The sequence below is a fragment of the Streptomyces sp. SID13031 genome (assembly GCF_010548305.1).
In the GTDB taxonomy this organism is placed as follows: Bacteria; Actinomycetota; Actinomycetes; order Propionibacteriales; family Kribbellaceae; genus Kribbella.
Genome location: NZ_JAAGLV010000004.1, coordinates 164328 through 187542 on the forward strand (window position 1 = coordinate 164328; position 23215 = coordinate 187542).

The 23215-nt window shown below is 68.3% G+C and carries 31 protein-coding genes; 13 read left to right on the plus strand and 18 right to left on the minus strand.

Annotated elements, in window-relative coordinates; genetic code table 11:
• Positions 1–44: 44 nt before the first annotated feature.
• From G3I17_RS10530 to G3I17_RS10545, 4 genes are all read left to right on the plus strand, one after another.
• A complete protein-coding gene (locus tag G3I17_RS10530; RefSeq protein ID WP_164595777.1) occupies positions 45–1457 on the plus strand; it encodes a class II fumarate hydratase in 1413 nt (470 codons plus the stop codon).
• A complete protein-coding gene (locus G3I17_RS10535; RefSeq protein ID WP_164595778.1) occupies positions 1454–2143 on the plus strand; it encodes a DUF402 domain-containing protein in 690 nt (229 codons plus the stop codon). Before G3I17_RS10530 ends, G3I17_RS10535 begins: the two co-directional genes overlap by 4 nt.
• A 120-nt stretch (positions 2144–2263) precedes the next feature.
• Positions 2264–2722 carry a hypothetical protein gene (locus G3I17_RS10540; protein ID WP_164595779.1) on the plus strand — a complete coding sequence of 153 codons (459 nt, stop codon included), beginning with the start codon at positions 2264–2266 and terminating at the stop codon, positions 2720–2722.
• Between the two features lie 70 nt (positions 2723–2792).
• Complete coding sequence (locus tag G3I17_RS10545; RefSeq protein WP_164595780.1) at positions 2793–2957, plus strand: hypothetical protein; 165 nt, start codon at positions 2793–2795, stop codon at positions 2955–2957.
• 16 nt (positions 2958–2973) lie between these two features.
• Here G3I17_RS10545 and G3I17_RS10550 read toward each other — a convergent pair whose 3' ends face one another.
• Together G3I17_RS10550 and G3I17_RS10555 are read right to left on the minus strand one after the other, a co-directional pair.
• Positions 2974–3186: a hypothetical protein gene (locus G3I17_RS10550; RefSeq protein ID WP_164595781.1), complete on the minus strand. Its 213-nt coding sequence runs from the start codon at positions 3184–3186 to the stop codon at positions 2974–2976.
• An 8-nt stretch (positions 3187–3194) separates the two neighbouring features.
• Entirely contained in the window at positions 3195–4865 is a 1671-nt protein-coding gene (locus tag G3I17_RS10555; protein WP_164595782.1) for a fumarate hydratase, read from the minus strand.
• 118 nt (positions 4866–4983) lie between these two features.
• Here G3I17_RS10555 and G3I17_RS10560 point away from each other — a divergent pair, with 118 nt between their 5' ends.
• Entirely contained in the window at positions 4984–5676 is a 693-nt protein-coding gene (locus G3I17_RS10560) for a DUF1707 domain-containing protein (protein WP_164595783.1), read from the plus strand.
• Positions 5677–5697: 21 nt separating this feature from the next.
• Here the strand turns inward: G3I17_RS10560 and G3I17_RS10565 are convergent, their stop codons facing one another.
• Entirely contained in the window at positions 5698–6030 is a 333-nt protein-coding gene (locus G3I17_RS10565; protein WP_164595784.1) for an EthD domain-containing protein, read from the minus strand.
• A 68-nt stretch (positions 6031–6098) separates the two neighbouring features.
• Here G3I17_RS10565 and G3I17_RS10570 point away from each other — a divergent pair, with 68 nt between their 5' ends.
• From G3I17_RS10570 to G3I17_RS10580, 3 genes are all read left to right on the plus strand, one after another.
• The gene (locus tag G3I17_RS10570; RefSeq protein ID WP_164595785.1) at positions 6099–6656 is read left to right on the plus strand and encodes a TetR/AcrR family transcriptional regulator; all 558 of its coding nucleotides are present in this window, start codon (positions 6099–6101) and stop codon (positions 6654–6656) included.
• 175 nt (positions 6657–6831) lie between these two features.
• Positions 6832–7131 (plus strand): helix-turn-helix transcriptional regulator, encoded by a 300-nt coding sequence (locus tag G3I17_RS10575; RefSeq protein ID WP_343238260.1) that lies wholly within the window; start codon positions 6832–6834, stop codon positions 7129–7131.
• A gap of 249 nt (positions 7132–7380) precedes the next feature.
• Positions 7381–7794 (plus strand): hypothetical protein, encoded by a 414-nt coding sequence (locus tag G3I17_RS10580; protein WP_164595786.1) that lies wholly within the window; start codon positions 7381–7383, stop codon positions 7792–7794.
• Here G3I17_RS10580 and G3I17_RS10585 read toward each other — a convergent pair.
• Genes G3I17_RS10585 through glpX form a run of 3 tightly spaced genes read right to left on the minus strand, consistent with a single transcriptional unit; the run spans position 7781 to position 10295 of the window.
• Positions 7781–8293 (minus strand): hypothetical protein, encoded by a 513-nt coding sequence (locus G3I17_RS10585; protein ID WP_164595787.1) that lies wholly within the window; start codon positions 8291–8293, stop codon positions 7781–7783. The genes G3I17_RS10580 and G3I17_RS10585 overlap by 14 nt on opposite strands.
• Positions 8294–8295: 2 nt before the next feature.
• Complete coding sequence (locus G3I17_RS10590; RefSeq protein ID WP_164595788.1) at positions 8296–9264, minus strand: carbohydrate kinase; 969 nt, start codon at positions 9262–9264, stop codon at positions 8296–8298.
• A complete protein-coding gene (glpX, locus tag G3I17_RS10595) occupies positions 9261–10295 on the minus strand; it encodes a class II fructose-bisphosphatase (RefSeq protein WP_164595789.1) in 1035 nt (344 codons plus the stop codon). The genes G3I17_RS10590 and glpX overlap by 4 nt, the downstream gene beginning before the upstream one ends.
• A gap of 62 nt (positions 10296–10357) precedes the next feature.
• Here glpX and G3I17_RS10600 point away from each other — a divergent pair, with 62 nt between their 5' ends.
• Both G3I17_RS10600 and G3I17_RS10605 read left to right on the plus strand, forming a co-directional pair.
• The gene (locus G3I17_RS10600; RefSeq protein ID WP_164595790.1) at positions 10358–10975 is read left to right on the plus strand and encodes a DUF4245 domain-containing protein; all 618 of its coding nucleotides are present in this window, start codon (positions 10358–10360) and stop codon (positions 10973–10975) included.
• Positions 10976–11098: 123 nt separating this feature from the next.
• Positions 11099–11773, plus strand: coding sequence for a nucleotidyltransferase family protein (locus G3I17_RS10605; RefSeq protein ID WP_164595791.1), 675 nt, complete (start codon positions 11099–11101; stop codon positions 11771–11773).
• 115 nt (positions 11774–11888) lie between these two features.
• Here G3I17_RS10605 and G3I17_RS10610 read toward each other — a convergent pair whose 3' ends face one another.
• Together G3I17_RS10610 and G3I17_RS10615 are read right to left on the minus strand one after the other, a co-directional pair.
• Complete coding sequence (locus G3I17_RS10610; RefSeq protein WP_164595792.1) at positions 11889–12206, minus strand: multidrug efflux SMR transporter; 318 nt, start codon at positions 12204–12206, stop codon at positions 11889–11891.
• Positions 12206–12805, minus strand: a complete 600-nt coding sequence (locus G3I17_RS10615; protein ID WP_164595793.1) for a flavodoxin family protein — start codon at positions 12803–12805, stop codon at positions 12206–12208. The genes G3I17_RS10610 and G3I17_RS10615 overlap by 1 nt, the downstream gene beginning before the upstream one ends.
• Positions 12806–12846: 41 nt before the next feature.
• Between G3I17_RS10615 and G3I17_RS10620 the strand changes: the two genes are divergently transcribed.
• The gene (locus G3I17_RS10620; RefSeq protein ID WP_164595794.1) at positions 12847–13509 is read left to right on the plus strand and encodes a TetR/AcrR family transcriptional regulator; all 663 of its coding nucleotides are present in this window, start codon (positions 12847–12849) and stop codon (positions 13507–13509) included.
• 25 nt (positions 13510–13534) lie between these two features.
• Here the strand turns inward: G3I17_RS10620 and G3I17_RS10625 are convergent, their stop codons facing one another.
• Together G3I17_RS10625 and xseA are read right to left on the minus strand one after the other, a co-directional pair.
• Complete coding sequence (locus tag G3I17_RS10625; protein WP_164595795.1) at positions 13535–13762, minus strand: exodeoxyribonuclease VII small subunit; 228 nt, start codon at positions 13760–13762, stop codon at positions 13535–13537.
• Positions 13759–14988, minus strand: a complete 1230-nt coding sequence (gene xseA / locus G3I17_RS10630) for an exodeoxyribonuclease VII large subunit (protein ID WP_164595796.1) — start codon at positions 14986–14988, stop codon at positions 13759–13761. Before xseA ends, G3I17_RS10625 begins: the two co-directional genes overlap by 4 nt.
• A gap of 402 nt (positions 14989–15390) precedes the next feature.
• Here xseA and G3I17_RS10635 point away from each other — a divergent pair, with 402 nt between their 5' ends.
• A complete protein-coding gene (locus G3I17_RS10635; RefSeq protein ID WP_343238261.1) occupies positions 15391–16413 on the plus strand; it encodes a 4-hydroxy-3-methylbut-2-enyl diphosphate reductase in 1023 nt (340 codons plus the stop codon).
• 12 nt (positions 16414–16425) lie between these two features.
• On the opposite strand, the gene G3I17_RS10640 is transcribed toward G3I17_RS10635, so the two are convergent.
• The 3 genes from G3I17_RS10640 to G3I17_RS10650 all read right to left on the minus strand — a co-directional run bounded on the left by G3I17_RS10640 (position 16426) and on the right by G3I17_RS10650 (position 17779).
• Positions 16426–17070: a hypothetical protein gene (locus G3I17_RS10640; protein WP_164595798.1), complete on the minus strand. Its 645-nt coding sequence runs from the start codon at positions 17068–17070 to the stop codon at positions 16426–16428.
• Complete coding sequence (locus G3I17_RS41575; RefSeq protein WP_275402432.1) at positions 17067–17318, minus strand: sigma factor-like helix-turn-helix DNA-binding protein; 252 nt, start codon at positions 17316–17318, stop codon at positions 17067–17069. Before G3I17_RS41575 ends, G3I17_RS10640 begins: the two co-directional genes overlap by 4 nt.
• Positions 17319–17380: 62 nt before the next feature.
• A complete protein-coding gene (locus tag G3I17_RS10650; RefSeq protein WP_164595800.1) occupies positions 17381–17779 on the minus strand; it encodes a helix-turn-helix domain-containing protein in 399 nt (132 codons plus the stop codon).
• A gap of 84 nt (positions 17780–17863) precedes the next feature.
• On the opposite strand from G3I17_RS10650, the gene G3I17_RS10655 reads away from it, so the two are divergent.
• Positions 17864–18472, plus strand: coding sequence for an NAD(P)H-binding protein (locus tag G3I17_RS10655; RefSeq protein WP_164595801.1), 609 nt, complete (start codon positions 17864–17866; stop codon positions 18470–18472).
• A 23-nt stretch (positions 18473–18495) separates the two neighbouring features.
• Here the strand turns inward: G3I17_RS10655 and G3I17_RS10660 are convergent, their stop codons facing one another.
• The 5 genes from G3I17_RS10660 to G3I17_RS10680 all read right to left on the minus strand — a co-directional run bounded on the left by G3I17_RS10660 (position 18496) and on the right by G3I17_RS10680 (position 23174).
• Positions 18496–19611: an aromatic ring-hydroxylating dioxygenase subunit alpha gene (locus G3I17_RS10660; protein WP_164595802.1), complete on the minus strand. Its 1116-nt coding sequence runs from the start codon at positions 19609–19611 to the stop codon at positions 18496–18498.
• A 7-nt stretch (positions 19612–19618) separates the two neighbouring features.
• Complete coding sequence (locus G3I17_RS10665) at positions 19619–20056, minus strand: SRPBCC domain-containing protein (RefSeq protein WP_164595803.1); 438 nt, start codon at positions 20054–20056, stop codon at positions 19619–19621.
• Positions 20053–20379, minus strand: coding sequence for a metalloregulator ArsR/SmtB family transcription factor (locus G3I17_RS10670; RefSeq protein WP_164595804.1), 327 nt, complete (start codon positions 20377–20379; stop codon positions 20053–20055). The genes G3I17_RS10665 and G3I17_RS10670 overlap by 4 nt, the downstream gene beginning before the upstream one ends.
• Before the next feature lie 135 nt (positions 20380–20514).
• Complete coding sequence (locus G3I17_RS10675; protein WP_343238272.1) at positions 20515–21699, minus strand: glycoside hydrolase family 64 protein; 1185 nt, start codon at positions 21697–21699, stop codon at positions 20515–20517.
• A 248-nt stretch (positions 21700–21947) separates the two neighbouring features.
• On the minus strand, positions 21948–23174 hold the full coding sequence (locus tag G3I17_RS10680) for a DNA recombination protein RmuC (protein ID WP_164595806.1): 1227 nt from the start codon (positions 23172–23174) through the stop codon (positions 21948–21950).
• Positions 23175–23215: the final 41 nt, after the last annotated feature.

Sequence of the window (23215 nt, forward strand, 5' to 3'; positions counted from 1 at the left end):
CTATCAGTCCGGGCCGACAGCGCGGATCGACGTACTCTGCAGGTATGGACAACGTGGAATTCAGGATCGAGCACGACACGATGGGCGAGGTCAAGGTGCCCCGCGACGCGTTGTGGCGGGCACAGACCCAGCGCGCGGTGGAGAACTTCCCGATCTCCGGCCAACCGCTGGCCCCGGCACTCGTGCACGCGCTCGCCCAGATCAAGGCCTCGGCCGCGGTGGTCAACGCCGAGCTCGGCGTGGTCGACCAGAAGCTTGCCGACGGCATCGTCGCGGCGGCCGACCGGGTCAGCGCGGGGGAGTTCGACGCCGAGTTCCCGATCGACGTCTTCCAGACCGGCTCGGGCACGTCCACCAACATGAACGTGAACGAAGTGCTCGCCACCCTAGCGACCCGCGCGCTGGATGCCGAGGTGCACCCGAACGACCACGTCAACGCGAGCCAGTCGAGTAACGACACCTTCCCGTCGGCGATCCACGTCGCCGCGACGGCGGGCGTCGTCCAGGACCTGCTGCCGGCGCTGGAGCACCTGGCCGGATCCCTGTCCAGGAAGGGGGTTGAGTTCGCCGAGGTGGTGAAGTCCGGGCGCACGCATTTGATGGATGCGACGCCGGTCACCCTCGGGCAGGAGTTCAACGGGTATGCCACGCAGATCAGCCGGGGCGCCGACCGGGTCCGCGCGACGCTGCCGCGGGTGACGGAGCTGCCACTCGGCGGGACGGCGGTCGGCACGGGGATCAACACGCCGGCCGGGTTCGCGGCCAAGGTGATCACCGAGCTGAACCGGCGGACCGGGCTGGAGCTGAGCGAGGCGGCCGACCACTTCGAGGCGCAAGGTGCCCGCGACGCACTGGTGGAGCTGTCGGGCCAGCTGAAGACGATCGCGGTCAGCCTGACGAAGATCTGCAACGACCTGCGCTGGATGGGCTCCGGTCCGCGCGCGGGGCTCGGTGAGATCGCGCTGCCGGACCTGCAACCGGGGTCGAGCATCATGCCGGGCAAGGTGAACCCGGTGATCTGCGAGGCGACCCTGATGGTGGCCGCGCAGGTGATCGGCAACGACACCACCATCACGGTGGCCGGTGCCGGCGGCAACTTCGAGCTGAACGTGATGCTGCCGGTGATCGCGCGCAACCTGCTCGAGTCGATCCAGCTGCTGAGCAACGCGTCGCGGCTGCTCGCCGACCGCTGCGTCGACGGCATCACCGCGAACGTCGAGCACGCCCGCGCGCTGGCCGAGTCGTCGCCGTCGATCGTCACCCCGCTGAACAAGTACATCGGTTACGAGAACGCGGCCGTGGTGGCCAAGAGCGCGCTCAAGCAGGGCAAGTCGATCCGCGAGGTCGTGATCGAGAACGGGCATGTCAGCAAAGGCGACCTGACCGAGGCGCAGCTCGACGCCGCCCTCGACCTGCTCTCGATGACCCGTCCCGCCACCCCGTCCACCCCGTCGTGACGGCCGAGGCGACGACCGGGCTCGACCTGCACTGGCAGCCCGGGACGACGATCGAGTGGGTCTACGAAGGCGCGGGGCAGTTCAGCGACTTCCCGAACGTGCGGCCGATGACGGTGGTCCGCGACGACGAGGACGGGCTGGTCGCCTGGCTCGCGCCCGGTACGCCGCTGATCAAACCCGTGCTCGTCGACGGCCGCGAGACGCGGCACGCGGGGCCGCAGGGGATGCACACCGAGGACCGGGTGCTCAAACTCGACATCTGGCACGGTACCGGCATCCTCAAGGTCTCACCGACCGGCAAGCCATGGTCCGTCTGGCACTTCTGGGCTGCCGACGAAACCTTTCTCGGGTGGTACGTGAATCTCGAGTCCGAGCACCGCCGCGACATCGAGGCGCGCCGGACCACGTCGATCGACTACGTCCTGGACCTCTGGATCAACCCGGACCGCCGGATCGACTGGAAGGACGAGGACGAGCTGGAAGGCGCGGTCGTGGCCGGCCGCTTCAGCCAGTCCGAGGCCGACCGCATCATCGCCGACGCCCACACCGCAGTACAGGAAGTCCAAGCCTGGGGCTCTCCCTTCACCGACAACTGGAAGGACTGGCGCCCGGATCCCCACCTCCGCCTCCCCGAAGCCCCCACCGGCTACACCGTCACCCACATCGCCGAGGAGCTCCTCGGCTGAAGCGCCCCGGCCGCCCCACCGCTGCTTTCGCCCGGCGTCCGCAACGATCCACTCCACCGCGGCGAACTTCGGACGATGGTTTACGTCATCAAACGGGGTGATGGCTTCTAACCTGGGTGAATGGCGATCATGGACACCGGGTGTCGGGGGTTGTTGATCAGCGGGGGTAGCGGAGCCGGTAAGACGGTGACCGGCCAGGCGATCGGGGGAATTCTCACCGGGCAGTTGCTGCCAACCGCGGTGATCGACCTGGATGCGCTGGCGCAGTACGGGCCGCCGGCTAACCAGAGCGGTTTCCACGATCGGCTGAAGGTGCGCAATCTGGCGGCAGTCTGGGCGACCTACCGGGCCGCCGGGGCGCGTTTTGTCGTCGTCAGCGGCGTCATCGAGACGAGCGAGCTTCGACAGGCCTACGTCGGTTGCCTGACGGGCTGCGACGTTCAGACGGTCAGGCTGGAGCGGGCGCGGGTGGAGTTCGACGGGCCCGCCGGGGGCGAGGACTTCGTCGTCGTGAACGACCGGCCACTCCCGAAGGTCGCCACCGAGATCCTTCAGATCGCGGGCTGGATCGCCGCCTGAAGGATGCGGTCGACGCAACGGGTCGATCACGGGCGGCGCTTTTCGCGGCGAGCGGACTTACCTTGAAAATATGCACACCATCGAACTGAACGACGAGGAGCTCCGGCTGCTGCGATCCGCCGTGCGCTCCTACCTGCAAGCCTTCGGGCACAACGAAGCCGACCTGCTCCGCGCCGCGAAGCACCTGATGGTCAAGCTCCCCGACCCGGCCACCACCGCCGTCGCCGTCGGCTAACGCGCGGCACCCGGCCTCAGCCCGTGAAGGCGAGGCCGTGCTCTTCCAAGGCGGCTTCGAGGATGCGGATGGCCTTGGGGCCGACCCCGTGCAGAGCGAGCAGGTCGCGACGGCTGTGACCGGCGACCTGCTCCAGCGTGGTGATGCCGGCTGCGAGGAGGGCGCCGTTCGCCGGACGCCCGATCGGCGGCAGGTCGCCGAGCTGCGGTGGCAGGTCCCGGGTGTTCACGGCCCGACTCAGCTGCGCGGGCGGACGGTCAGCGGGACGGGCTTGCGGGTGTCGGTGAAGAAGTCGTTGCCCTTGTCGTCGACCACGACGAAGGCCGGGAAGTCCTCGACCTCGATCTTCCAGACGGCCTCCATCCCGAGCTCGGCGTACTCGATCACGTCGACGGACTTGATGCAGTCCTGGGCCAGGCGCGCCGCGGGGCCGCCGATCGAGCCCAGGTAGAAGCCGCCGTGTTCCTTGCAGGCGGTCGTCACCTTGGCCGAGCGGTTGCCCTTGGCAAGCATCACGAGAGAGCCGCCGGCCGCCTGGAACTGGTCGACGTACGCGTCCATCCGGCCGGCCGTGGTCGGCCCGAACGAGCCCGAGGCGTAGCCCTCCGGGGTCTTCGCGGGGCCGGCGTAGTACACGGCGTGGTCCTTCAGGTACTGCGGCATCGGCTCGCCCGCGTCGAGGCGCTCCTTGATCTTGGCGTGCGCGATGTCGCGGGCGACCACGAGCGGCCCGCTCAGCGACAGTCGCGTCTTGACCGGCAGCTTCGACAGCTCCGTGCGGATCTCCGCCATCGGCCGGTTCAGGTCGATCCGCACGACCTCAGCGTCATCGGCCAGGTGTTCGTCGGTCGTGTCCGGCAGGAATCGCGCCGGGTCGCGCTCGAGCTGCTCCAGGAAGACACCCTCGGGGGTGATCTTCGCCAGCGCCTGCCGGTCCGCCGAGCAGGACACCGCGATCGCGACCGGACAGGACGCGCCGTGCCGCGGCAGCCGGATCACCCGGACGTCGTGGCAGAAGTACTTGCCGCCGAACTGCGCGCCGATCCCGAACTCCTGGGTCAGCTCGAAGACCTTCTCCTCCAGCTCCACGTCGCGGAACCCGTTCCCCAGCGGCGATCCCGTCGTCGGCAGCGCGTCGAGGTAATGCGCCGACGCGTACTTCGCCGTCTTCAGCGCGTACTCCGCGGACGTGCCGCCGACCACGATCGCCAGGTGGTACGGGGGGCAGGCGGCGGTACCGAGGGAGCGGATCTTCTCGTCCAGGAACTTCATCATCCCGTCCGGGTTGAGCACCGCCTTGGTCTCCTGGAACAGGAACGACTTGTTCGCCGAGCCGCCGCCCTTGGCCATGAAGAGGAACTTGTACGCCGGGTCCGCCGCGGCCGAGCCCGGCGTCGAGTAGACCTCGATCTGGGCCGGCAGGTTGGAGCCGGTGTTCTTCTCGTCCCACATCGTCAGCGGCGCCATCTGCGAGTAGCGCAGGTTGAGCTTGGTGTACGCGTCGTACACGCCCCGGCTGATCCACTCCTCGTCGACCGCGCCGGTGAGCACGCCCTCGGACTTCTTGCCCATCACGATCGCGGTGCCGGTGTCCTGGCACATCGGCAGCACGCCGCCGGCCGAGATGTTCGCGTTCTTCAGCAGGTCGAGCGCGACGAACCTGTCGTTGCCCGACGCCTCCGGGTCGTCGATGATCCGGCGCAGCTGGGTGAGGTGCGCAGTACGGAGGTAGTGGGAGATGTCGTGCATCGCCTCGGCCGTGAGCTGCTGCAGCACGGCGGGGTCCACCTGCAGGAAGGTGCGGTCACCCGCGGTGAACGTGCTCACTCCCTCGGTGGTGAGGAGCCGGTACTCCGTATCGTCGGCGCCCAGCGGGAGCAGTTCGGAGTAGTTGAAGTCGGCGGACACCGGGCGTACCTCCAGGCAAGTGGTCTCAGAACCCCACCAGCCTAGGGCACGCGTTCAGGGGCGAGCCGGGGACATTCCTTATCTGTGGATGACCGACTGCGGGCGTAAAGTTTTGGGTGTGGCCGCCGACGAGTTTCCCCAGCCGAACCGCCCGCAGGACACCCCGGCGCAGCCGACCGGGGATGAGTTGGCGCTGCGCAGACGTGTCTCGGACCTCGAGCGCGAGGAGGTCGCCGACGTACTGCGGGAAGCCGCGGGCGAGGGCCGGCTGAGCTACACCGAGCTCGAGGACAGGCTGGAGACCCTGTACTCCGCCAAGACCTACGGCGACCTCATCGAGATCGCCTCCGACCTCCCGAACGGCCCGACCATGGCCGGCGCAACGGCCGCCATCGCGCCGATCGGCCAGCCTGGTCCGGGGATGACAGTGCATGCCCCGGTCATCAACGTCTTCCTGTCCGACCAGAAACGCATCGGCAGCTGGCTCGCGCCGCAGCGCCAGGAGGTCAACGCGGTCCTCGGCGACGTCACGCTCGACTACACCGAGGCGCAGGTCCCGTACAGCGAGGTGTACATCGACGTGAAGTCGATCCTCGCGGATGTGAAGATCCGCGTGCCCCGCAACGCGATCGTGCACCTGGACAGCAACCCGATCCTCGGCTCGGTCTCCGAACAGAGCTCCTCCCTCGGCGACACCGCCGACGAACCGGTCACCGTCCCGAAGGTCTTCCACATCCGTGGCACCGCCATCCTCGGCGAGATCAAAATCAAACGAGGCCCCCGCCTCAGCAAACGCCTCGGCCTCAGCTGACCCGCCGGGGCACGGCCCCGGTCAGACCAGCCGGTTGGTTTCCTCGACCACCGCTGAATGAATCCCCACCGACGTCTCGCGCATGTACGCCTGCCGCAGTTCGTGGGCCCGCTGATAGCTGTCCGCCTGCAGCGCTTCCGTCATCTGCTCGACCGAGTCGAAGCTGATCTGCACGATCGCGTCGATGGGGTCCTCGGCGTCGTCGATCGCCAGGTCGGCCAGGAAGTACTGCACGTACGCCCGCGTCTGGGGCAGTTCCAGATAGGTGGGCCCGTAGTCCTCCTTCATGAACCGCCGGAACTCCTCGGTCGCGATCTCCGGCTTCTTCCGGATCACTGTCAGTAACGTGTGCATCGACTCCATCCTCTCCTGAACACCTGTTCAGGAGACCAAGATATCATGAACAGGTGTTCAATAGGGCTGTGCCCAAACAGGACTCCCGTGATCTGCGCGCCACCTTGCTCCAGAAGGCGATCGAGTTGCTCGCCGAGCCGCAGGCGGTCGCCGTGCCGTCGCTGCGATCGATCGCCCGCGCCTGCGAGGTGGCCCCGTCGGCGGTCTACTGGCACTTCCCGTCGGAGGCGGACCTGCGATCAGCGGTTCTCGACGCCGAGTACGCCGACCTGGTCGCCTCGGTCGAGAACGCGCTCGATCATCGCCCGCCGGACTCCGATGCCCTGGAGGTGGCCGGCGAGGCCTACGTGAACTGGGGGCTGAGCCACCCCGGCGCCTACCAACTGCTGTTCGAGAGCGCCGACCCGCTGCCTGAAACCCGCGCCGAGAACGGCCCACGCCTCCAACGCCGCATCGTCGAACTGGCCGTCTCCGTAGACGCCGAGGACCCCTTCTCGGCAGCCCTCCTGCTCTGGACCGTCTGGCACGGCCTCGTCTCCCTACGCCTACACAAAACGGAATGGAACTGGGGCATGACCCCATCCCAAGCCAACCACCGCCTACTCAACGCACTGAAGACAACCTGAAGCCGACCATTCAGCCAAGACCTCCCGATTACTCGGAGTGATCGATGTGTTATAGCATCCTTGCTATGACCTGGGTGCCGTTGAACTCGAGGCCGAGGTAAGGGCATGGCTCGACGAGCCTTCCGGTGATGTGTTGAGGAGTCGGACGAGGTGTCTACGGCTGAGGAGGTTTGAGGTGTCGGGTCGACCTGGCTGGGATGGGCTTCGGCGGGAGCGGATGGCTGAGCCTGGGGCGGAGCAGGCGTACGACACCGCTCGACGGGCCTTTGAGTTGGGTGCTGCTGTGCGCAAGATGCGTGAGGAACGTGGCTGGACACAGACCCGGCTGGCGGAGGCCGCCGGGATGACGCAGTCGGCACTGGCCAGGTTCGAGGCCGGCGGAACTGTGCCCACGCTCGCATTGCTCGAGCGGATCGCCCAGGCACTCAACACTCACCTGGTGGTCAGGTTCGATCAGAACCACTCAGCGGCGTAACTGAGGCGTCGCCTCAGCTGATGCCCAGTGGGGCGCTTGTCCCGACCGACAGGACGTAGTCGGGCGAACTGTGTCCGCTGCCACCTTCGTGAGCGTGGTGGGGTGGCTGGCTGGTGGGGATGTCCTGTCGGTCGGGACGGGGCGGTGGACCCGGGGCGGTGGACACTGCGGGTATGGGGTGGGTTCGGTGGGTTTTTGTGCGGGGGCCGGCTGGGGATTTCGAGTCAGTGGTGGCGCGGGGCGCTGGCGGTGAGTTGTCTGCTCGCGGTGATCTTCGGCGGGGTGCTGACCTGGGTGGCCTGGAGGGACTCGCGGCCGTGGGATGAGGCGACGGCGGTCGTCGACGGGACTGTGATCGACGTCTGGGAGCCGGGGCATGGGCAGAGCGAGCCGGGGCAGGCGATCCTGCGGTACGTGGTGGGCGGGGCGGAGTACCAGATCGAGAGCGAGTCGCAGCTCGATGACCGGATGGTCCAGGTGAACGAAGTGCTGCCGATCGAGTACGCCGTGGCGCAGCCGAGTCGGGGGCGGGCAGTGTGGGAGGTGTGGGGCGCGCGCTCCAACCTCCGCCCGACTGCCTACCTCACGGGTGGAGCCGGGGTGCTGGGGCTGCTCGCGTTGGCCAGTTTTGTGAGGGGCGCGCGGCGGGTCAGTCGTCGGTAGGTTGGGTTTGCTTCGCGTGGAGGGTGCGTAGCCAGGTCGACAGTTGGTCCAGTTCCAGGACGTTGTCGTGGGTGATGCCGAGGGCTGTCGAGCGGTGTTGGTCGACGGGCTGGATCTGGACGCTGCGGAGGCTGAGGGTGCCGCGGGGGCCGAAGACGCCGGAGGGGGCGTCGATGCGGGCGATCTGCTGCCAGTCGTAGGAGCGCCTCTTGCTGACCCGGATCCCTGTCCGGTCGACGGTCACCATCGGGCGGCGGGTGGCGAGCTGCCAAACGGTGGCGCCGACGAGGTAGACGAAGGCGCCGAGCGAGGTGATTCGCAGTACGGCGATCATGCCGCTCATGTCGTCGGCGCGGATGTGGTCGATAAGTGACCAGAGCGAGTTGCCGAAGAAGACCGCCACGATCGCCGCGCGGATCCACAACCGCTTACGGCGTTGGGGAAACACCACCTGGCCGGCAGATTCGAGCTCGGCCGACCATGCGTCCGCAGTGCTCACCGTCAACCCCAGGTCGCGGTGTGCTCGGCGGCGGTGGGCGGGTCGGCGCCGTGCCGGGTGCAGGTGATCGCGGCGGCCTTCACCGCGTAGTCGACGACGGCGTGCAGCGTCTGCTCGTCGAGACCATCCAGCCGTACCTCGCCCAGCAACCCGCGTGCCTGCAGACCAGCGATCAGCGCTGACATGAACGAGTCGCCCGCGCCAACCGTGTCGACCACCTTGATCGCCGGCGCGCTGACCTCGACCCGCGCGGCGCGGCTGATCCCGATCGCGCCCTCGCCGCCGCGGGTGATCACCACGCACTTGGTCCGGTCGACGCTCAGCAGCTCGGCCGCGATGTCTTCCGGCGACAACCCCGGCCGCAGGAACTCACAGTCCTCGTCGCTCAACTTCACCAGATCGGCCGACGCCGCCAGCTCCCGTACTGCGGCCCAGGTGCTCTCCGGATCGGGGGTGATCGTCGGCCGCGCGTTCGGGTCGAGTGTCACCGTGACGGGCTGCGCGGCCAGCGAGGCGAGGAAGGTCCGGATCGCGGCCGCCCCCGGCTCGAGCACCGTCGCGATCGAGCCGGTGTGCACGGCCGGGCAGCCCCGCCGCAGCGAGAGCGCCGGCGGCTCCCAGGTGATGTCGAACTGGTACTTCGCGACTCCGTGCGCGTCGAGCGTTGCGGTCGCAGTACTGGTCCGGAAGCTCGCGTCGACCGAGCCGGGGGAGAGCTGGACCCCGTTGCCGAACAGGTGCGCGCCGAGCTGGTCGCCGTACGGGTCGGTGCCGAAGCGGGTGACGAGCTCGGTCGGCAGGCCGAGCCGGGCCAGGCCGACCGCGACGTTGGCGGGGGAGCCGCCGGGGGTCGCCTTGGCGCCGTTCTTCCCGTTCCGGCCGGAGCCGACGCCTGGACCGCTGCCGTTGCCTGGGCCGTTGGTGACGATGTCCACGAGGGCCTCGCCGATGACGAGGACGGGTGCGGTCATCGGGCGTGCTCGAAGTCGATCGCGGAGTAGGCGCGCAGCTTGGACAACTGGTGCTCGCTCTCGATGCTGCGGATCGTGCCGCTGCGCGAGCGCATCACCAGCGAGTGGGTGCGCGCGATCGAGCTGCGGTAGCGGACGCCGCGGAGCAGCTCGCCGTCGGTGATCCCGGTCGCGACGAAGAAACAGTCGTCACCGCTGACCAGGTCGTCGGTGGAAAGTACCCGGTCTAGGTCGTGGCCGGCGTCGATCGCCTTCTGCCGCTCGTCATCGTCCTTCGGCCAGAGCTTGCCCTGGATCATGCCGCCCATGCACTTCATCGCGCAGGCGGCGATGATGCCTTCCGGCGTACCACCGATGCCGATCAGCAGGTCCAGGCCGGTGTCCGGCCGGGCCGCCTCGACGGCGCCCGCGACGTCACCGTCGCTGATGAACTTGATCCGCGCGCCGGTTGCCCGGATCTGCGCGGCCAGGTCGTCGTGCCGGGGCCGGTCGAGCAGCACGACGGTGACGTCGTCGACCGAGGAGCCCTTCGCCTTCGCGACCAGCCGGATGTTCTCCGCGACGGGCAGCCGGATGTCCACCACGTCGGCCGCCTCGGGGCCGACCACGAGCTTCTCCATGTAGAACACCGCGGACGGGTCGTACATCGTGTTGTGCGGCGCCACCGCCATCACGGCGATCCCGTTCGCCATCCCCTTGGCGACCAGCGTCGTACCGTCGACCGGGTCGACCGCGACATCGCACTCCGGGCCCTCGCCCGAACCGACCCGCTCGCCGTTGTAGAGCATCGGGGCGTTGTCCTTCTCGCCCTCGCCGATCACCACCACGCCGTTCATCCCGACGGTGCCGATCAGGGTGCGCATCGCGTTCACCGCCGCGCCGTCGGCGCCGTTCTTGTCGCCGCGGCCGACCCAGCGGCCCGCCGCCATCGCGGCCGCTTCGGTGACCCGGACCAGCTCCAGGGCCAGGTTCCGGTCGGGGGCGTGCTCGTCGACCTCGAGATGGGCGGGGGGAGTGGACGGGTCGTTCATGCCACGGATCGTAGCCAACGACCGGTGTCCGGCCGTTGGCGGTCTCGGGAGACACTGGTGCCATGAGCTCGACGAGTGAAGGGCCGACCCGGGAGCAGGCGCTGGCCCAGGCGGAGCAGGCCAGGGCGCGTGCCGAGGCCGTGGCCTACCGTGCGCAGAACAAGATCAACCGGGCCAAGGCGCGGACGCTGACCAATATGGTCTGGGCGCTGCTGGCCTGCTTCATCGTGGTGGCATTCCTGATGGCCGTCACCTGGCGGCCGAAGTCGGAGAAGGTCCGCCCGGTCGAGTACACGGCCCAGTTGCAGGACGCGCGCAAGGTCGCGCCGTGGATCCGCGGCCCGGAGCCGATGCCGGCCGGCTGGACCGCGAACAGCGTGGAATTCCGGGCCCCGCAGCAAAGCCCGATCAGCTGGCACCTGGGAATTGTCACCGACCAGAAGAAATACGTCGGGCTGGAGCAGTCCAACGTGACCACCAAGTCTTTCCAGTCCACCGAACTCGGGAAGACCGCCGACGACGGTACGTCGACCGTGGCCGGCCTGGTCTGGCAGCGCAAAACCCTGCTGGAGCGCGACGGCGAGCAGGCTCTGGTGCTGATCGGGTCCGGGGTCACCACGATTGTCACCGGCAATGCCGGATATCAAGCACTTGAAACATTTGCCGCCACTTTGCACTGAAACTCTGAAACCTATTCAGGCGTTGACAGCCTGAGCCTTCGCGTTATGCAATCGTCAGATTGGCATCGACGAGGGAGGCCTGGGATGGAACGCATCGACCAGGTCGTCGGGGGTTGATGCGCCGTGTTCGTCACCGGACTGGTGCTCGCCGCCGAGGGATCGCCGCGGCTCGGCGTCCCCAAACAGCTGCTCGCCTACCAGGGCGGCACCTTGCTCGGAGCCTCGCTGGAGACCGCGCGGGACTGCGGCTTCGACCAGCTGATCGTGACGCTCGGTACCGCCTCTGAGCTGGTCCGCGAGCGCGTCGACCTGGACGGTGCGCGGGTAGTCGAGTCGCCGCACGCCGACACAGGCAGCTCCTCGATCGTGCCCGCCCTGGATGTGGTGGACCGGCGTACCGACGGCCTGGTCGTGATGCTCGGTGATCAACCGGGAGTGACGTCGGCCACTGTCTGGTCGCTCGTCGCGGAGGTCGCTGGGCCGTCGACGCCGATCGGGGTGAGCCGCTACGACAACGGCCGGGGCAACCCGTGCTGGTTCGGCCGGGAGCTGTTCGGCGAGCTGCGGCAACTGCGCAACGACCAGGACATCTGGGCCGTGATGGGCGCAAGCCGCCACCCGGTCACCGAAGTCGATGCCGTCGGCAACATTCCGCTCCGGGTCGACACCTGGGACGAGTATCAGTCCCTGGTCGCCCAGCCCGACTCCCTCGGCGTCGAGCCCCCGGTCGTCCCGCCGGCTGCAGTCCCCACCCGCGGCCGGATCACCCGCCGCTCCCTGCGCCGCCGCCGCGTCTAGCTGGCGTACATAGCGGCAGGCAGTAGTCGCCGACCGCGCCAGGTGTCCCGCTCACGCAGTGCCTCGGCAACCGCGATTCGGGCTCTACTGCCTGTCGCTATGTACGGCGTGCCTCCTATTCGCCGGCGAGGCGGAGGCCGACGACGCCCGCGACGATCAGGGCGATGCAGGCGACGCGGGGGAGGGTGATCGGTTCGCCGAAGAAGACCACGCCGAGGGTGACGACGCCGAGCGAGCCGAGTCCGGTCCAGACGGCGTACGCAGTACCGACCGGGAGCCGGTCCAGGGTCTTCGCGAGCAGGGCGACGGAGATCACGCCGAAGACGAGGACGCCGGCCGTCGGCCAGAACCGGCTGAACCCGTCGCTCGGTTTCAGGCTCAGTGCGAACGCGATCTCGAACGCGGCCGCCGCGATCAGCACCAGCCAGGCCATCAGGCCGCCAGCGAGCCGCGCTGGTGCCGCAAGGTGACCGTGGCGACCCGGGCGCCGAGCGCGGCCGCAGTACGAAGGTCGGTCTCCGGCGGCGCCTTCTCCGCGGACAGGTCGGCGTCGGACTGCGCCATCGCGCCGATATAACTGCCGAGCCGGTTGAGGTCCTCGATGCTCGCGGTCGACTCGGCCCAGCCGGGGTAGATGTCCAGGCCGACCCAGATCATCCCGTGCTGCGCGGCGAACACGACCAGGTCGACGAGGCTGTTCAGCTTGTCGCCCGACATCGACTTCGAGTTGGTGAAGCCGGCCGCGATCTTGTCCCGCCAGCCCAGGTCGGCCGCCCAGACCTTCACGCTGGCTTCCACGAACGCCTTGAAGACGGCGCTCGGGCTGCCCATATAGGTCGGCGCACCGAAGATGATCGCGTCGGCAGCGGCCAGTCGCTGCCACACCTCGTCGGTCAGTTCGTCCAGCGGTACCAGGTCGGCGACAGCTCCCGGTACTGCGGCCGCTCCCGCGGCGACGGCCTCGGCCTGCCTTGCGGTGTGGCCCTGGCCGGAGTGGTACGCGACCGCGATCCGGGCGGTGGTGTTGCTCATGGTGCTTCCTCCCAAGTCTTGAGCGGACTACAGTCCGTCTTATGAACGACGATAGCGGACCGCAGTCCGTTTCACAACGAGGGCTGGCGGTACAACGAGGGCTGCCGGTACAACGAGGGCTGCCGGTCCTGGGTGAACCGCGCCCGGAACGCGCCGACGCGCGGCGGAACCGGCTGAAGGTGCTGGAGGCGGCCGAGCGGCTGTTCGCCGAGCAAGGCGTGAAGAACGTGTCGCTGGACGCGATCGCGGCCGCCGCCGGCGTGGGGAAGGGCACGGTCTTCCGGCGCTTCGGCGACCGCGCCGGCCTGGCGGTGGCGCTGCTCGACGAGCGCGAGGTGGAGCTCCAGGGCAGGCTGCTGAGCGGGCCGCCGCCGCTCGGGCCGGGAGCGCCCGCTATCGACCGAGTGAACGCGTTCCTGACGGCGTACACGGAACTGCTCGATCGCCACGTCGAGCTCTTCGCCGACAGCGAGAACGCCTCGGATGGCGCCCGCTACCGCATCGGTTCGTACAGGTTGTGGCATCGCCATATCGCGATGCTGGTTGAGGAGGCGCGGCCTGACCTGGATGCCGATTACACGGCCCACTTCATCCTGGCGCCGCTCGCTGCCGACCTCCACCAAGCCCTGCGCACCGAAGGCTTCGACCTACCTCGCATGCAAGCAGGCTTGGTCGCCGCAGCTACCGCGCTGCTGACTGCTTGAGCAGCTACGGCCCGCCGCGCTTTGGTCAGGCCTTTTCTTCGTTGGCGGCTTGGGCTTCGGCTAGGCGCTGGCGGGCGCCGTCGAGCCATTGCTGGCAGGTGGTGGCGAGTTGTTCGCCGCGCTCCCAGAGAGCGAGGGACTCCTCCAGCGTGGTGCCGCCGGCCTCCAGCTTGCGGACGACCTCGACAAGCTCCTCGCGGGCCTGTTCGTACGAGATCTCCGGGCGGGCTGCCGCTTCGGCATTCTTGCTCACTTGCTCTCCTTACCCAACTGGTCGGACACAGTCACGTCGAATCGGCCGTCGCTGACCCGTGCGTTGAGGACATCGCCGGCCGCGACCTGGCCGACCTCCCGTACTGCGGTGCCGTCGGCCAGTTGCAGCACGGAGTACCCGCGGTCGAGCGTCGCCTTCGGGGACAACGCCCGGACGCTCGCCAGCCGGTGCGCGAGGTCGTCGCCGGCGCGATCCAGGCGATGGGTCAGCGTCCGCCGGCTGCGGTCGACCAGGGCGGCGATCTCGTCTGACCGCCGTTGCAGGTCGGTCGTCGGGGCTGCCAGGGACGGCCGGCTGCGGATCGCAGCGAGCGCGTGCGCCTCGCGGTCGAGCCAGCCGCGGATCGCGCGCAATCCACGCTCGCGCAGGAGCCGTACGCCGTCGAGCTCCTCGCGTACGTCGGGCACGATCCGCTTGGCGGCGTCGGTCGGGGTCGAGGCGCGAAGGTCGGCGACCAGGTCGAGCAGCGGGGAATCGGGCTCGTGCCCGATCGCGCTGACGATCGGAGTACGGGCTTGGGAAACCGCTCGGATCAGGCCCTCGTCGGAGAACGGCAGCAGGTCTTCGAGTGAGCCGCCGCCGCGGGCGATCACGATCACCTCGACGGAGTCGTCGGCGTCCAGCTTGCGCAGCGCGGTCATCACCTCGCCGGCCGCGGCCGGGCCCTGCACCGAGGCGTGCTCGATCCGGAACGCGACCGCCGGCCAGCGGCGCTTCGCGTTCTCCAGGACGTCGCGCTCGGCGGCCGAGTCGCGACCGCAGATCAGCCCGATCGTGTGCGGCAGGAACGGCAGCTTCTTCTTCCGGTACGACTCGAACAGCCCCTCGGCGGCGAGCAGTTGCTTCAGCCGCTCGATCCGGGCGAGCAGCTCGCCGATGCCGACGTGCCGGATCTCGCTGACCGCGAGCGCGAGGGTGCCGCGGCGGGCGAAGAAGTTCGGCTTGGCGTTGACGAGCACGCGGGAGCCGTCGGTGACGGGCGGGTCGACCGCCTCGAAGACGCGGCGGTTGCAGGTGAAGCGCAGCGAGATGTCGGCGTCGGTGTCGCGCAGGGTGCCGAACACGGTCGTCGTCCCGCGCCCGATCGAGACGTCGGTCAGTTGCCCCTCGACCCAGACGGCGCCGAGCTGGTTGATCCAACTAGCAATGCCGTTCGCAATAGTGCGAACGGCTGCAGGCGCATCCGGTGAGGTCTCCAATGCCACCCGGCGACTCTACGGTGCCCCACCGACAATCCGCGCAACCCCCAGTACATTGCGTGACATGCCCCGCCCGTACCTCCTACTGGACGTCGACGGCCCCCTCAACCCGTACCGCCGAAGCAAACCGCAGCGGCATCGCCGTGCTCACCTACAAACCCTTTGCGTCAAGGGATGATGCGGCGCATTCTTGAATCAGTGAACACCTCCTGGAGAGGAGTCGCCCGGATAGGGCGGGCGACTCCTTTTTTCTTGCTGTGAGCAACAGACCGACCGATCGGCTGAACCGGACCCTCAGCCGGTTGGTCGGTTTGACTTCCCGGTCCGGCTCAAGGTCGAGGCCACCCGGGACCGTGATGTCCACCACGGCGGGCAGAGCGTTCGACCAGGCCCCGTACGATGGGGGTCGTGACTGCCCAGCCTGAGACCACTGGTACGCCGACCGCCCTCAAGACCAAGAGGGTGCTGCTGGCTGCGCCGCGGGGGTACTGCGCCGGTGTGGATCGGGCCGTCGTGGCGGTCGAGAAGGCGCTCGATCTGTACGGGCCGCCGGTCTACGTGCGCAAGGAGATCGTGCACAACAAGCACGTCGTCTCCACGCTGCAGGCGCGCGGCGCGATCTTCGTCGACGAGACCGACGAGGTGCCCGAGGGCGAGACGGTGATCTTCTCCGCGCACGGCGTCGCCCCGGTGGTCCACCAGGAGGCGGCCGCGCGGCAGCTGAAGACCATCGACGCGACCTGCCCGCTGGTCACCAAGGTGCACCACGAGGCGAAGCGGTTCGCCGCCGTCGACTTCGACATCCTGCTGATCGGCCACGACGGCCACGAGGAAGTCATCGGTACTGCCGGTGAGGCGCCGGAGCACGTGCACCTGGTCGACGGCCCCGGCGACGTGCCGAACGTCACCGTCCGTGACCCCGAGAAGGTCGTCTGGCTGTCCCAGACCACGCTCTCGGTGGACGAGACGATGGAGACCGTACGCCGGTTGCGCGAGCGGTTCCCGAAGCTGCAGGACCCGCCGAGCGACGACATCTGCTACGCCACCCAGAACCGCCAGATCGCGGTCAAGAAGATGGCGCCCGACGTCGACCTGATGATCGTGGTCGGCTCCCGCAACTCGTCGAACTCGGTCCGGCTGGTCGAGGTCGCCGTCGAGCACGGCGCCGCGGCCGGCCACCTGGTCGACTTCGCCACCGAGATCGACGAGGCCTGGCTGGACGGCGTCGACACGGTCGGCGTCACCAGTGGCGCCAGCGTGCCTGAGATCCTGGTGCGCGACGTGCTCGCCTGGCTCGCGGAGCGCGGGTACGGCGAGGTCCAGGAGGTCACGACGGCTGAGGAGAGCCTGGTGTTCTCACTGCCCCGCGAGCTCCGTGCGGACCTGAAGGCCGCCGGGATGGCGACCACAGGCACCTCCGACCACGCCTGACGGTTCAGGCCACTACGGCACCACGATCTTCACGGTCTTGCTGGCGGTGAACGAGCCTGTTCGGCCGCCGCAGAACGAGATGCTGTAGCTGAAGGTGTAGGTCCCGGCCTTGGTGAAGGTGTGGGGCGCGTCGAGGAGCGTGTAGGTCTCCTTACCGGCCTTGCGTGTCTTCGCGCCCTGGCAGGTGACGGCGCCGCCGTCCGAACCGCCCGGTTCGGAGCCGTCGCCGTAGTTGTAGTCGGAGCCCAGACCGAGGTCGATCAGGCCGACATTCGTGGGCAACTGCTTGTGGTCATCAGCCCCGAGCGGGACCAGGACGGTGCCCGCGACGGTCACCTTCATGGTCAGCGAGCGGCCTTTGAGGGTCGGGAGCAGCGTGACCGCCGCCCCGATCTTGGCCGGCGCCGGCACGGACGGCTTCACCATGGGCACCGTGGACGGCTGGTTCGAGACCGGCGGGCTGGAGTGGATGTCGGTGAGGCCGCCGGCCAGGACGGTGACGACGGCGACCGCGGCGGCGGCGGTCACCGCGACCCCCGCCGTACGGCGGCGTCGTACCGTCCGGACCCGGGCGAAGACGGCCTGGCTCGGGATCGCGGTCGGTGGCGGCGGATCGGCGACCAGGTTCTGGAAGCGTTCCTTGAGGTCATCGGTCATCGGGACAGCCCTCCTATCGGGCCGGGGCGGTTGGCGATCAGCGGATCGGTGAACAGTTTGTGCTCGCGCAACCTGGCCAGGCCGCGCGAGATGTTGGCCTTCACCGTGCCGGTCGAGCAGCCCATGATCTGCGCGATCTCGGCTTCCGGCCGGTCAGCAGGTAGCCGAATCTCTGGAGAGCGGTGAACCGCCCGTCCACGAATGCGGCGAACTCCGCGTCCAGCCCTGGATCCATCAGTCGCCCCCAGCGAGGTGGTTCTACTTGGTCAGCAGTGTGATGACCGAGTGGGGGCGAAAGATTGAGTCGTGATCAGGCGGAGTCGAGGTCGTAACTGTGCTGAGCGGCTGTGATGGCCGGGACGTGCACCTCGGCCCAGTCGCTGACCGCGCGGATCGGGCCGATCAGGGACTGGCCCAGCGGGGTCAGCGTGTAGACGACGCGCGGCGGTACTTCGGCGAAGACCTCGCGGGTGACCAGGCCGTCGCGCTCCAGCCTGCGGAGGGTCTGGGTGAGGACCTTGGGGGCGACCCGGCCGATGCCGTCGCGGAGCTGGGTGAATCTCAGTGGGCCGTTGCTCAGCAGCAGGACGGCGAGCACGGTCCACTTGTCGCCGATCCGGTCCAGGATGACCCGGGTCGGGCAGTCCGGGTCGAACAGGTTGCCGCGGTCGTACAGCTTGGCGACCAGGTGCTCTCCATTAGTAACCACCAGGTACTTATAGCACGTTGAAGTAGCCAGTAACCAATGGTTACTATCGGTGTCGTTGAGTCGGTCCGACGAAGGAGAGTTGCTGTGAAGATCGCGATCTACGGTGCGAGCGGGATGATCGGGAGCCGGGTCGCCGCTGAAGCGGTCGGCCGGGGGCACGAGGTCATCGGGATCACCCGGTCGGGTGGCGAGCAGCCTGCCGGCGTACGGGCTGTGGTGGGGAGCGCGAACGATGCCGCGTCGGTGAAGGAGATCGCCTCGTCGGTCGACGTCCTGGTGTCGGCGATGGGGCCGAGCCGGACGGGTGGGGATCCGCAGGAGTTCGTGGATGCCATCGACGTGCTGATCGCCGCGGCCGGTGGGACTCGGTTGCTGGTGGTCGGTGGCGCCGGAAGTTTGGTTGTCGATGGCAAGCGGTTGGTGGACGGGCCGGAGTTTCCGGAGATCTACAAGAGTGAGGCGCTGATCGTCGCCGGGGTGCTCGACACCTTGCGCGAGGCCCCCAGTGAGCTGGACTGGACGTTGTTGTCGCCTGCTCACGTGATCGAGCCTGGCGAGCGGACCGGGGTTTTCCGGCTTGGGCTGGATGAGCCGGTCGGTCACCACATCTCCGCCGAGGACTACGCCGTCGCTTTGGTGGATGAACTCGAGAAGCCGGCGCACCAGCGGCGTCGCTTCACCCTCGGCTACTGATCTTCTTTACTGAGCAAATTTCTTTACTGGGTAAGACTTTTGCCCAGGTAACCTCTCGCGAGCATCGTCACCCACTGGTAGACGGCGTCCTCGGCGGGGGCGAGCGGGCCGGGGCGGAAGTGGGGTGACTCGGCGCCGCGCTGGACGGACTCGCAGGCGGCCCAGTCCTCGCGGTTGGTGATGTCCCAGAAGTCGACGGCGTAGGCCGGGTCGGCGACTTCGGCGGGGAAGTGCCAGGAGCACTCGATCGCCGTCAGGTTCGGCGTCCGGGGCTCGAGGCGGTGGGTCATCACGTAGTCGGGGTGCAGTGAGATGAGCAGGTTCGGGAAGAGTCCCACGTAGTTGACGGTGCGCGGGTTCACGCCGGGCAGCGGCACTCCGTGGGATCTACCGTCCAGGGACATGGTTTCGGCGTCCGGGCGCAGGTCCATCAGGCCGCCGACCCAGGCGCCGGGGAGGTCCCAGTTGTCGCCGGAGGTCGGTGGTGAGACCTTGCAGAGCTCCGGGTGGATCAGCGGGCAGTGGTAGCACTCGTGGTAGTTCTCCACGATCGTCTTCCAGTTCGACGCGACGTCGTAGCTGTGTCGGGCCTTCAAGGTCAACGCCTCCGGCCGGTACGGCGCCACCAGGCCGGCCAGCCCGCCCACGTGCTCGCTGAACGGTGGCGCAGTACCGAGTGCGTTGACGAAGAGCCAGCCGCTCCACACCTCTGTGGGCAGCTCGACCAGGCTGTACGGCGCAGGGTCGAAGGTGTCGCCCATCCGGGGTGCTGCCTTGACTGCTCCATCCAGCTCGTACGACCAGCCGTGGTACGGGCAGACCACGGCTCTGCGTTCGCTGGAGTCGCCTCGCGGCAACAGTTCATGGCCGCGATGCCTGCAGGTGTTGGCGAAAGCGCGTGGCTGCTCGCCGAAGGTCAGGAGCACTCCTACGTCGCCCACAGTCGTCGCGCTGTATGTAGTACCGGCTGCTAGTTCGTCTGCTCGTCCCAGACAGGTCCAGGTCCCGGCGAAGAAGTTGCGACGCTCCCAGGCGAGTACTGCGGGATCTATGTAGGCCGCCTGCGGCAGCATCACTGACTCGCCGTGGGGGCGGAGTGTGGCGGCTAGGGCAGCGGGGTCGACCGGAGCGTTCGCCATGCACTCACTATCGGCTGCTGGTGACGTAGAAGTCGAGGACGTAGTCCCAGCCGGTGTTGTAGCTCTCGCGAGCATCGGCGCCGTCGGGGCGGCGCTCCCAGCCGGTGTGGACCAGCTCTACCTCGGTGCAGTCGTCCACCGGCTTGAAGCTGACCGTGACGCTGCCGGCCTGCTTGGGGTCGGTGCCGGGGTGCCAGGTGAAGGAGAGGGACTTGGGTGGGTCCCAGTCGGACACCGTGCCCCAGTAGCCGAGCGGGCCGTCCTCGCCGTACTCGACGATGCGGCCGCCGACGGCGCCCTCGAGCTCGACACCGGTCGCCTTGGCCGCGCCGATCGAGTGGGTGGCGAGCGGCCACCAGTCGGCGAGCTTGGCGGTGAACAGCTCGAATGCGCGTTCCGGGGTGGCTTTCACGACCACCCGTTTCACGACCGGCGCGATGCTCATGGCTGCTCCTTCTCGGTCCGTCGTACGTGCTCCGCGAACGCGTCCAGCGCGTCACCCCAGAACTGGTCGAGCCAGTCCCGTACTTCGTCGAGGCCGGCGCGGTCGATGCGGTAGATGTTCCGGGTGCCCTGGGCCTTGTGGTCGACGAGACCGGCGAGGCCGAGCACCTTCAGGTGCTGGGAGATCGCCGGGCGGCTCACGGGCACGCGCTCGGCCAGCCCGGCGACCGAGCTCGGCCCGGTGCGGCGCAGGGTCTCCAGGATCGTGCGCCTGGTCGGATCGCCGAGCGCGTCGAGGACGGCTCCTGCTTGGTAAGTACCCACGAACGGTAAGCTGCCACTAACGGTTGTGGGGTGTCAAGGGCATAGAACACCCCGGATCCCGCGCGGGCAGCTGCCGGGATCCGGGGTGGGCTGGTGGTGGGTCGGTTACTGCTGTGCCTCAGTTACTGCTGTGTCTCAGTTGAAGGGGTCGAGGGTGATGTAGGCCTGCTGCGGGTTTCCGTCGTGGACGAGGGCCTCGTGGGCGCCGACGTCGTCGAAGGCGAAGCCGTAGGCCTTGCCGTCGACCATCTGCGCGTGGATCTTGCGGGAGTAGTGGTTGGTGACGTTGTCCAGGTAGAAGCCCGAGTTGTTCGGGTCGGGCTGGTTCGGGTTGGTCAGCAGCGTCGACCGGTTGTAGCCGGCGCACAGCGTGCGGGAGATCGGGCCGCGGACCAGGTCGTTCGGGGCGTCGAGCAGACCCGCGCAACCGAAGATGCTGGTCGCGTTGGGCTTCTGGAACGAGGTCACCACGGCGCCGGCGGTGTTGGTGAAGTTCATGACGTTGCCCGAGACGCGGCCGAAGTACTTGGTGTTCGGCTGGTTGGTGAACGGCGTGACGGTCAGCGTCTGCGAGCTGTACTTCGACCAGACCCGGTTGATGTAGTCGTCCATGATGTTGCCCGGCAGGGCGCCGGTCTCGACGCCGTAGAGCGGCGCGAGTGCGCGCAGTATGGTCCCGTTGGGTGCTGTCTGGATCAGGTTCGCCCAGCCGCCCGGTTGCCCGCGGAGCGCGTTGAAGAAGTTGTTGTAGCCGCCTGGCTTGAGGTGGCCGGTGGTCAGCGTGCCGCCGCTGCCCTGCTGGACGCCGACCGCGTACGGGACCGAGAACATGTCGACCTGGGTGCTGTTGATCCACAGGCCGGAGTCGTTGAGCGTGTACTCGGTCCAGCTGAACAGGATGTTGCGGTTGGGGTCGCTCGGGTTCTGGACCGCGGGCTGCACGAGGCCGCCGGTGGTCAGCTTGAAGACGAGCTTCTGACCGTAGGAGAAGTAGACCCGGCCGGAGAACTTCGGCATCCGGATCGTGATCGACCCGCCGTTGCCGGGCCCGGCGATCGAGGCGTCGGGAGCCGGGGTGGGCGGGTTGCCGCCGGCCGGCCACGCGTGGAAGTTGCCCGCGGCATCGGCCCAGCCTTGCTGGCCGGTCTGCAGGTTGGTACCGAGGTTGTAGATGTAGACGGCGTCGCCACGGCCGGAACTGTTGGTGATCTTCAGCGGAATGGTCGCCGGCACCGCTTCGGCCGGGATCGCGACGCTCGCGACCAGCCCGGCGGCGATGGTACTCGCGGCGGCCAGAACCGCCAGCAGCTTGTGTTTGATGCGCACAATTCCTCCTCAGGTTTGTCCCGTGCGAGAGGAAGGCGGAGCACCGGACGACCGCAGAGGGGGCTGCGTTTACCAGGGCGCAGTCACCGCCGGGGGCGGGCGGTACCCACTGCTCACCCGACGAGGGACGGTGAGCCATCGGGTGAGTGAGAGCGCTCTCATACTTGGACCCGCTTCCAGCCGTGTCAACACCTGGCCCCTGGCGGCTTTCCGACGCTTGATATGCCGACCGGCCGGCGCGATCAGCCCGTTTGGGAGTCCAGGCCGGGGAGGGGTGGGGGTTCGCGGTGGGTTTTGTCGAGGGTGGGGCCGGGGAGCCAGCGGTGGGTGTCGGGGGTGTCGTCGTCCAGTGCCAGGAACTCGGGGGCTGTCAGGGGACGGGCGGAGGCCTCGATGGATTCCATCGCGGTGAGTTCGGCTTCGGTGACGTGGAGGTCCCGGAGTTTGCGGGCGGTGGTGAAGACTCGGCGTTCGAAGGAGCCGACGGTGCTGTTGTAGGCGTCGACGGCCGAGGTGAGGGAGCGGCCTACCCGGTTGAGGTGGTCGCCCATGGTGCCGAGGCGTTCGTAGAGTTCGCGGCCGAGCTCGAAGACCTGTTGAGCCGATTCGGTGAGGGCTGATTGGTTCCAGGCATAGGCGGCCGCGCGCAGGGTGGCGATCAGGGTGGTGGGGGTCGCGAGGATGACCCGGCGTTCGGCGGCGTACTCGAGCAGGATCGGCTCCACGTCCAGGGCGGCGGACAGGAAGGACTCGCCGGGGACGAAGAGGATGACGAACTCGGGGGTCGACGGGAGTCTCGACCAGTAGGCCTTCGCCGAGAGCTGGTCGACGTGGGTGCGGAGGTGCCGCGCGTGGGCGCGCAGGCGCTCCTCGCGGAAGTCCGGGTCGTCGCTCTCGGCTGCCTCCAGGAAGGCCGCCAGCGGGACCTTCGAGTCGACGACGAGGTTCTTGCCCTCGGCAAGTCTCACCACCATGTCCGGGCGCAGCAGGCCGTCGTCGCTCACGGTCGTCGTCTGCTCGGTGAAGTCGCAGTGCGCGACCATACCGGCCAGCTCGACCGTACGGCGCAGGTGCAGCTCGCCCCATCGCCCGCGCACCTGTGGTTTGCGCAGCGCGGTCGACAGCGAGGCGGTCTCGCGACGCAACGCCTCGCCACTCATCCGTACTTCGTTCACCTGTTGGTGCAACTGGCTCTGCCAGGCGGCGCGGCCCTTCTCCAGTTGGTTGAGCTGGGCATGCAACCGGTCGAGCGACTCCTTCACGACCGCCTGCCCGGACATCTGTTGCCCGACCGTCGTCCGCTCCTGGGTGAGCTCGACCACCCGATCCTCGGCCGCATCCCGCTCGGCCGTGATCCGCGCGAGCGAAGCGCCATCGCGGCCGCGCGACCAGAGCACGCCGAACACCCAGCCGAGCCCGAGCCCGACCAGCAGGAAAACCAAGAGCAGCAGAACCGCGGTACCGGTCATGTCACAGACAGTCGCAGACGCCGCCGACAATTTCTGGACGA

What these genes read in the sequence shown, in the direction of transcription:
- G3I17_RS10530 (WP_164595777.1), top strand. Translation starts at nt 45, where the DNA reads ATGGACAACGTGGAATTCAGGATCGAGCACGACACGATGGGCGAGGTC.
- G3I17_RS10540 (WP_164595779.1), top strand. Translation starts at nt 2,264, where the DNA reads ATGGCGATCATGGACACCGGGTGTCGGGGGTTGTTGATCAGCGGGGGT.
- G3I17_RS10545 (WP_164595780.1), top strand. Translation starts at nt 2,793, where the DNA reads ATGCACACCATCGAACTGAACGACGAGGAGCTCCGGCTGCTGCGATCC.
- G3I17_RS10565 (WP_164595784.1), bottom strand. Translation starts at nt 6,030, where the DNA reads ATGCACACGTTACTGACAGTGATCCGGAAGAAGCCGGAGATCGCGACC.
- G3I17_RS10590 (WP_164595788.1), bottom strand. Translation starts at nt 9,264, where the DNA reads ATGACCGCACCCGTCCTCGTCATCGGCGAGGCCCTCGTGGACATCGTC.
- glpX (WP_164595789.1), bottom strand. Translation starts at nt 10,295, where the DNA reads ATGAACGACCCGTCCACTCCCCCCGCCCATCTCGAGGTCGACGAGCAC.
- G3I17_RS10600 (WP_164595790.1), top strand. Translation starts at nt 10,358, where the DNA reads ATGAGCTCGACGAGTGAAGGGCCGACCCGGGAGCAGGCGCTGGCCCAG.
- G3I17_RS10610 (WP_164595792.1), bottom strand. Translation starts at nt 12,206, where the DNA reads ATGGCCTGGCTGGTGCTGATCGCGGCGGCCGCGTTCGAGATCGCGTTC.
- G3I17_RS10615 (WP_164595793.1), bottom strand. Translation starts at nt 12,805, where the DNA reads ATGAGCAACACCACCGCCCGGATCGCGGTCGCGTACCACTCCGGCCAG.
- G3I17_RS10620 (WP_164595794.1), top strand. Translation starts at nt 12,847, where the DNA reads ATGAACGACGATAGCGGACCGCAGTCCGTTTCACAACGAGGGCTGGCG.
- G3I17_RS10640 (WP_164595798.1), bottom strand. Translation starts at nt 17,070, where the DNA reads ATGACCGATGACCTCAAGGAACGCTTCCAGAACCTGGTCGCCGATCCG.
- G3I17_RS10660 (WP_164595802.1), bottom strand. Translation starts at nt 19,611, where the DNA reads ATGGCGAACGCTCCGGTCGACCCCGCTGCCCTAGCCGCCACACTCCGC.
- G3I17_RS10665 (WP_164595803.1), bottom strand. Translation starts at nt 20,056, where the DNA reads ATGAGCATCGCGCCGGTCGTGAAACGGGTGGTCGTGAAAGCCACCCCG.
- G3I17_RS10680 (WP_164595806.1), bottom strand. Translation starts at nt 23,174, where the DNA reads ATGACCGGTACCGCGGTTCTGCTGCTCTTGGTTTTCCTGCTGGTCGGG.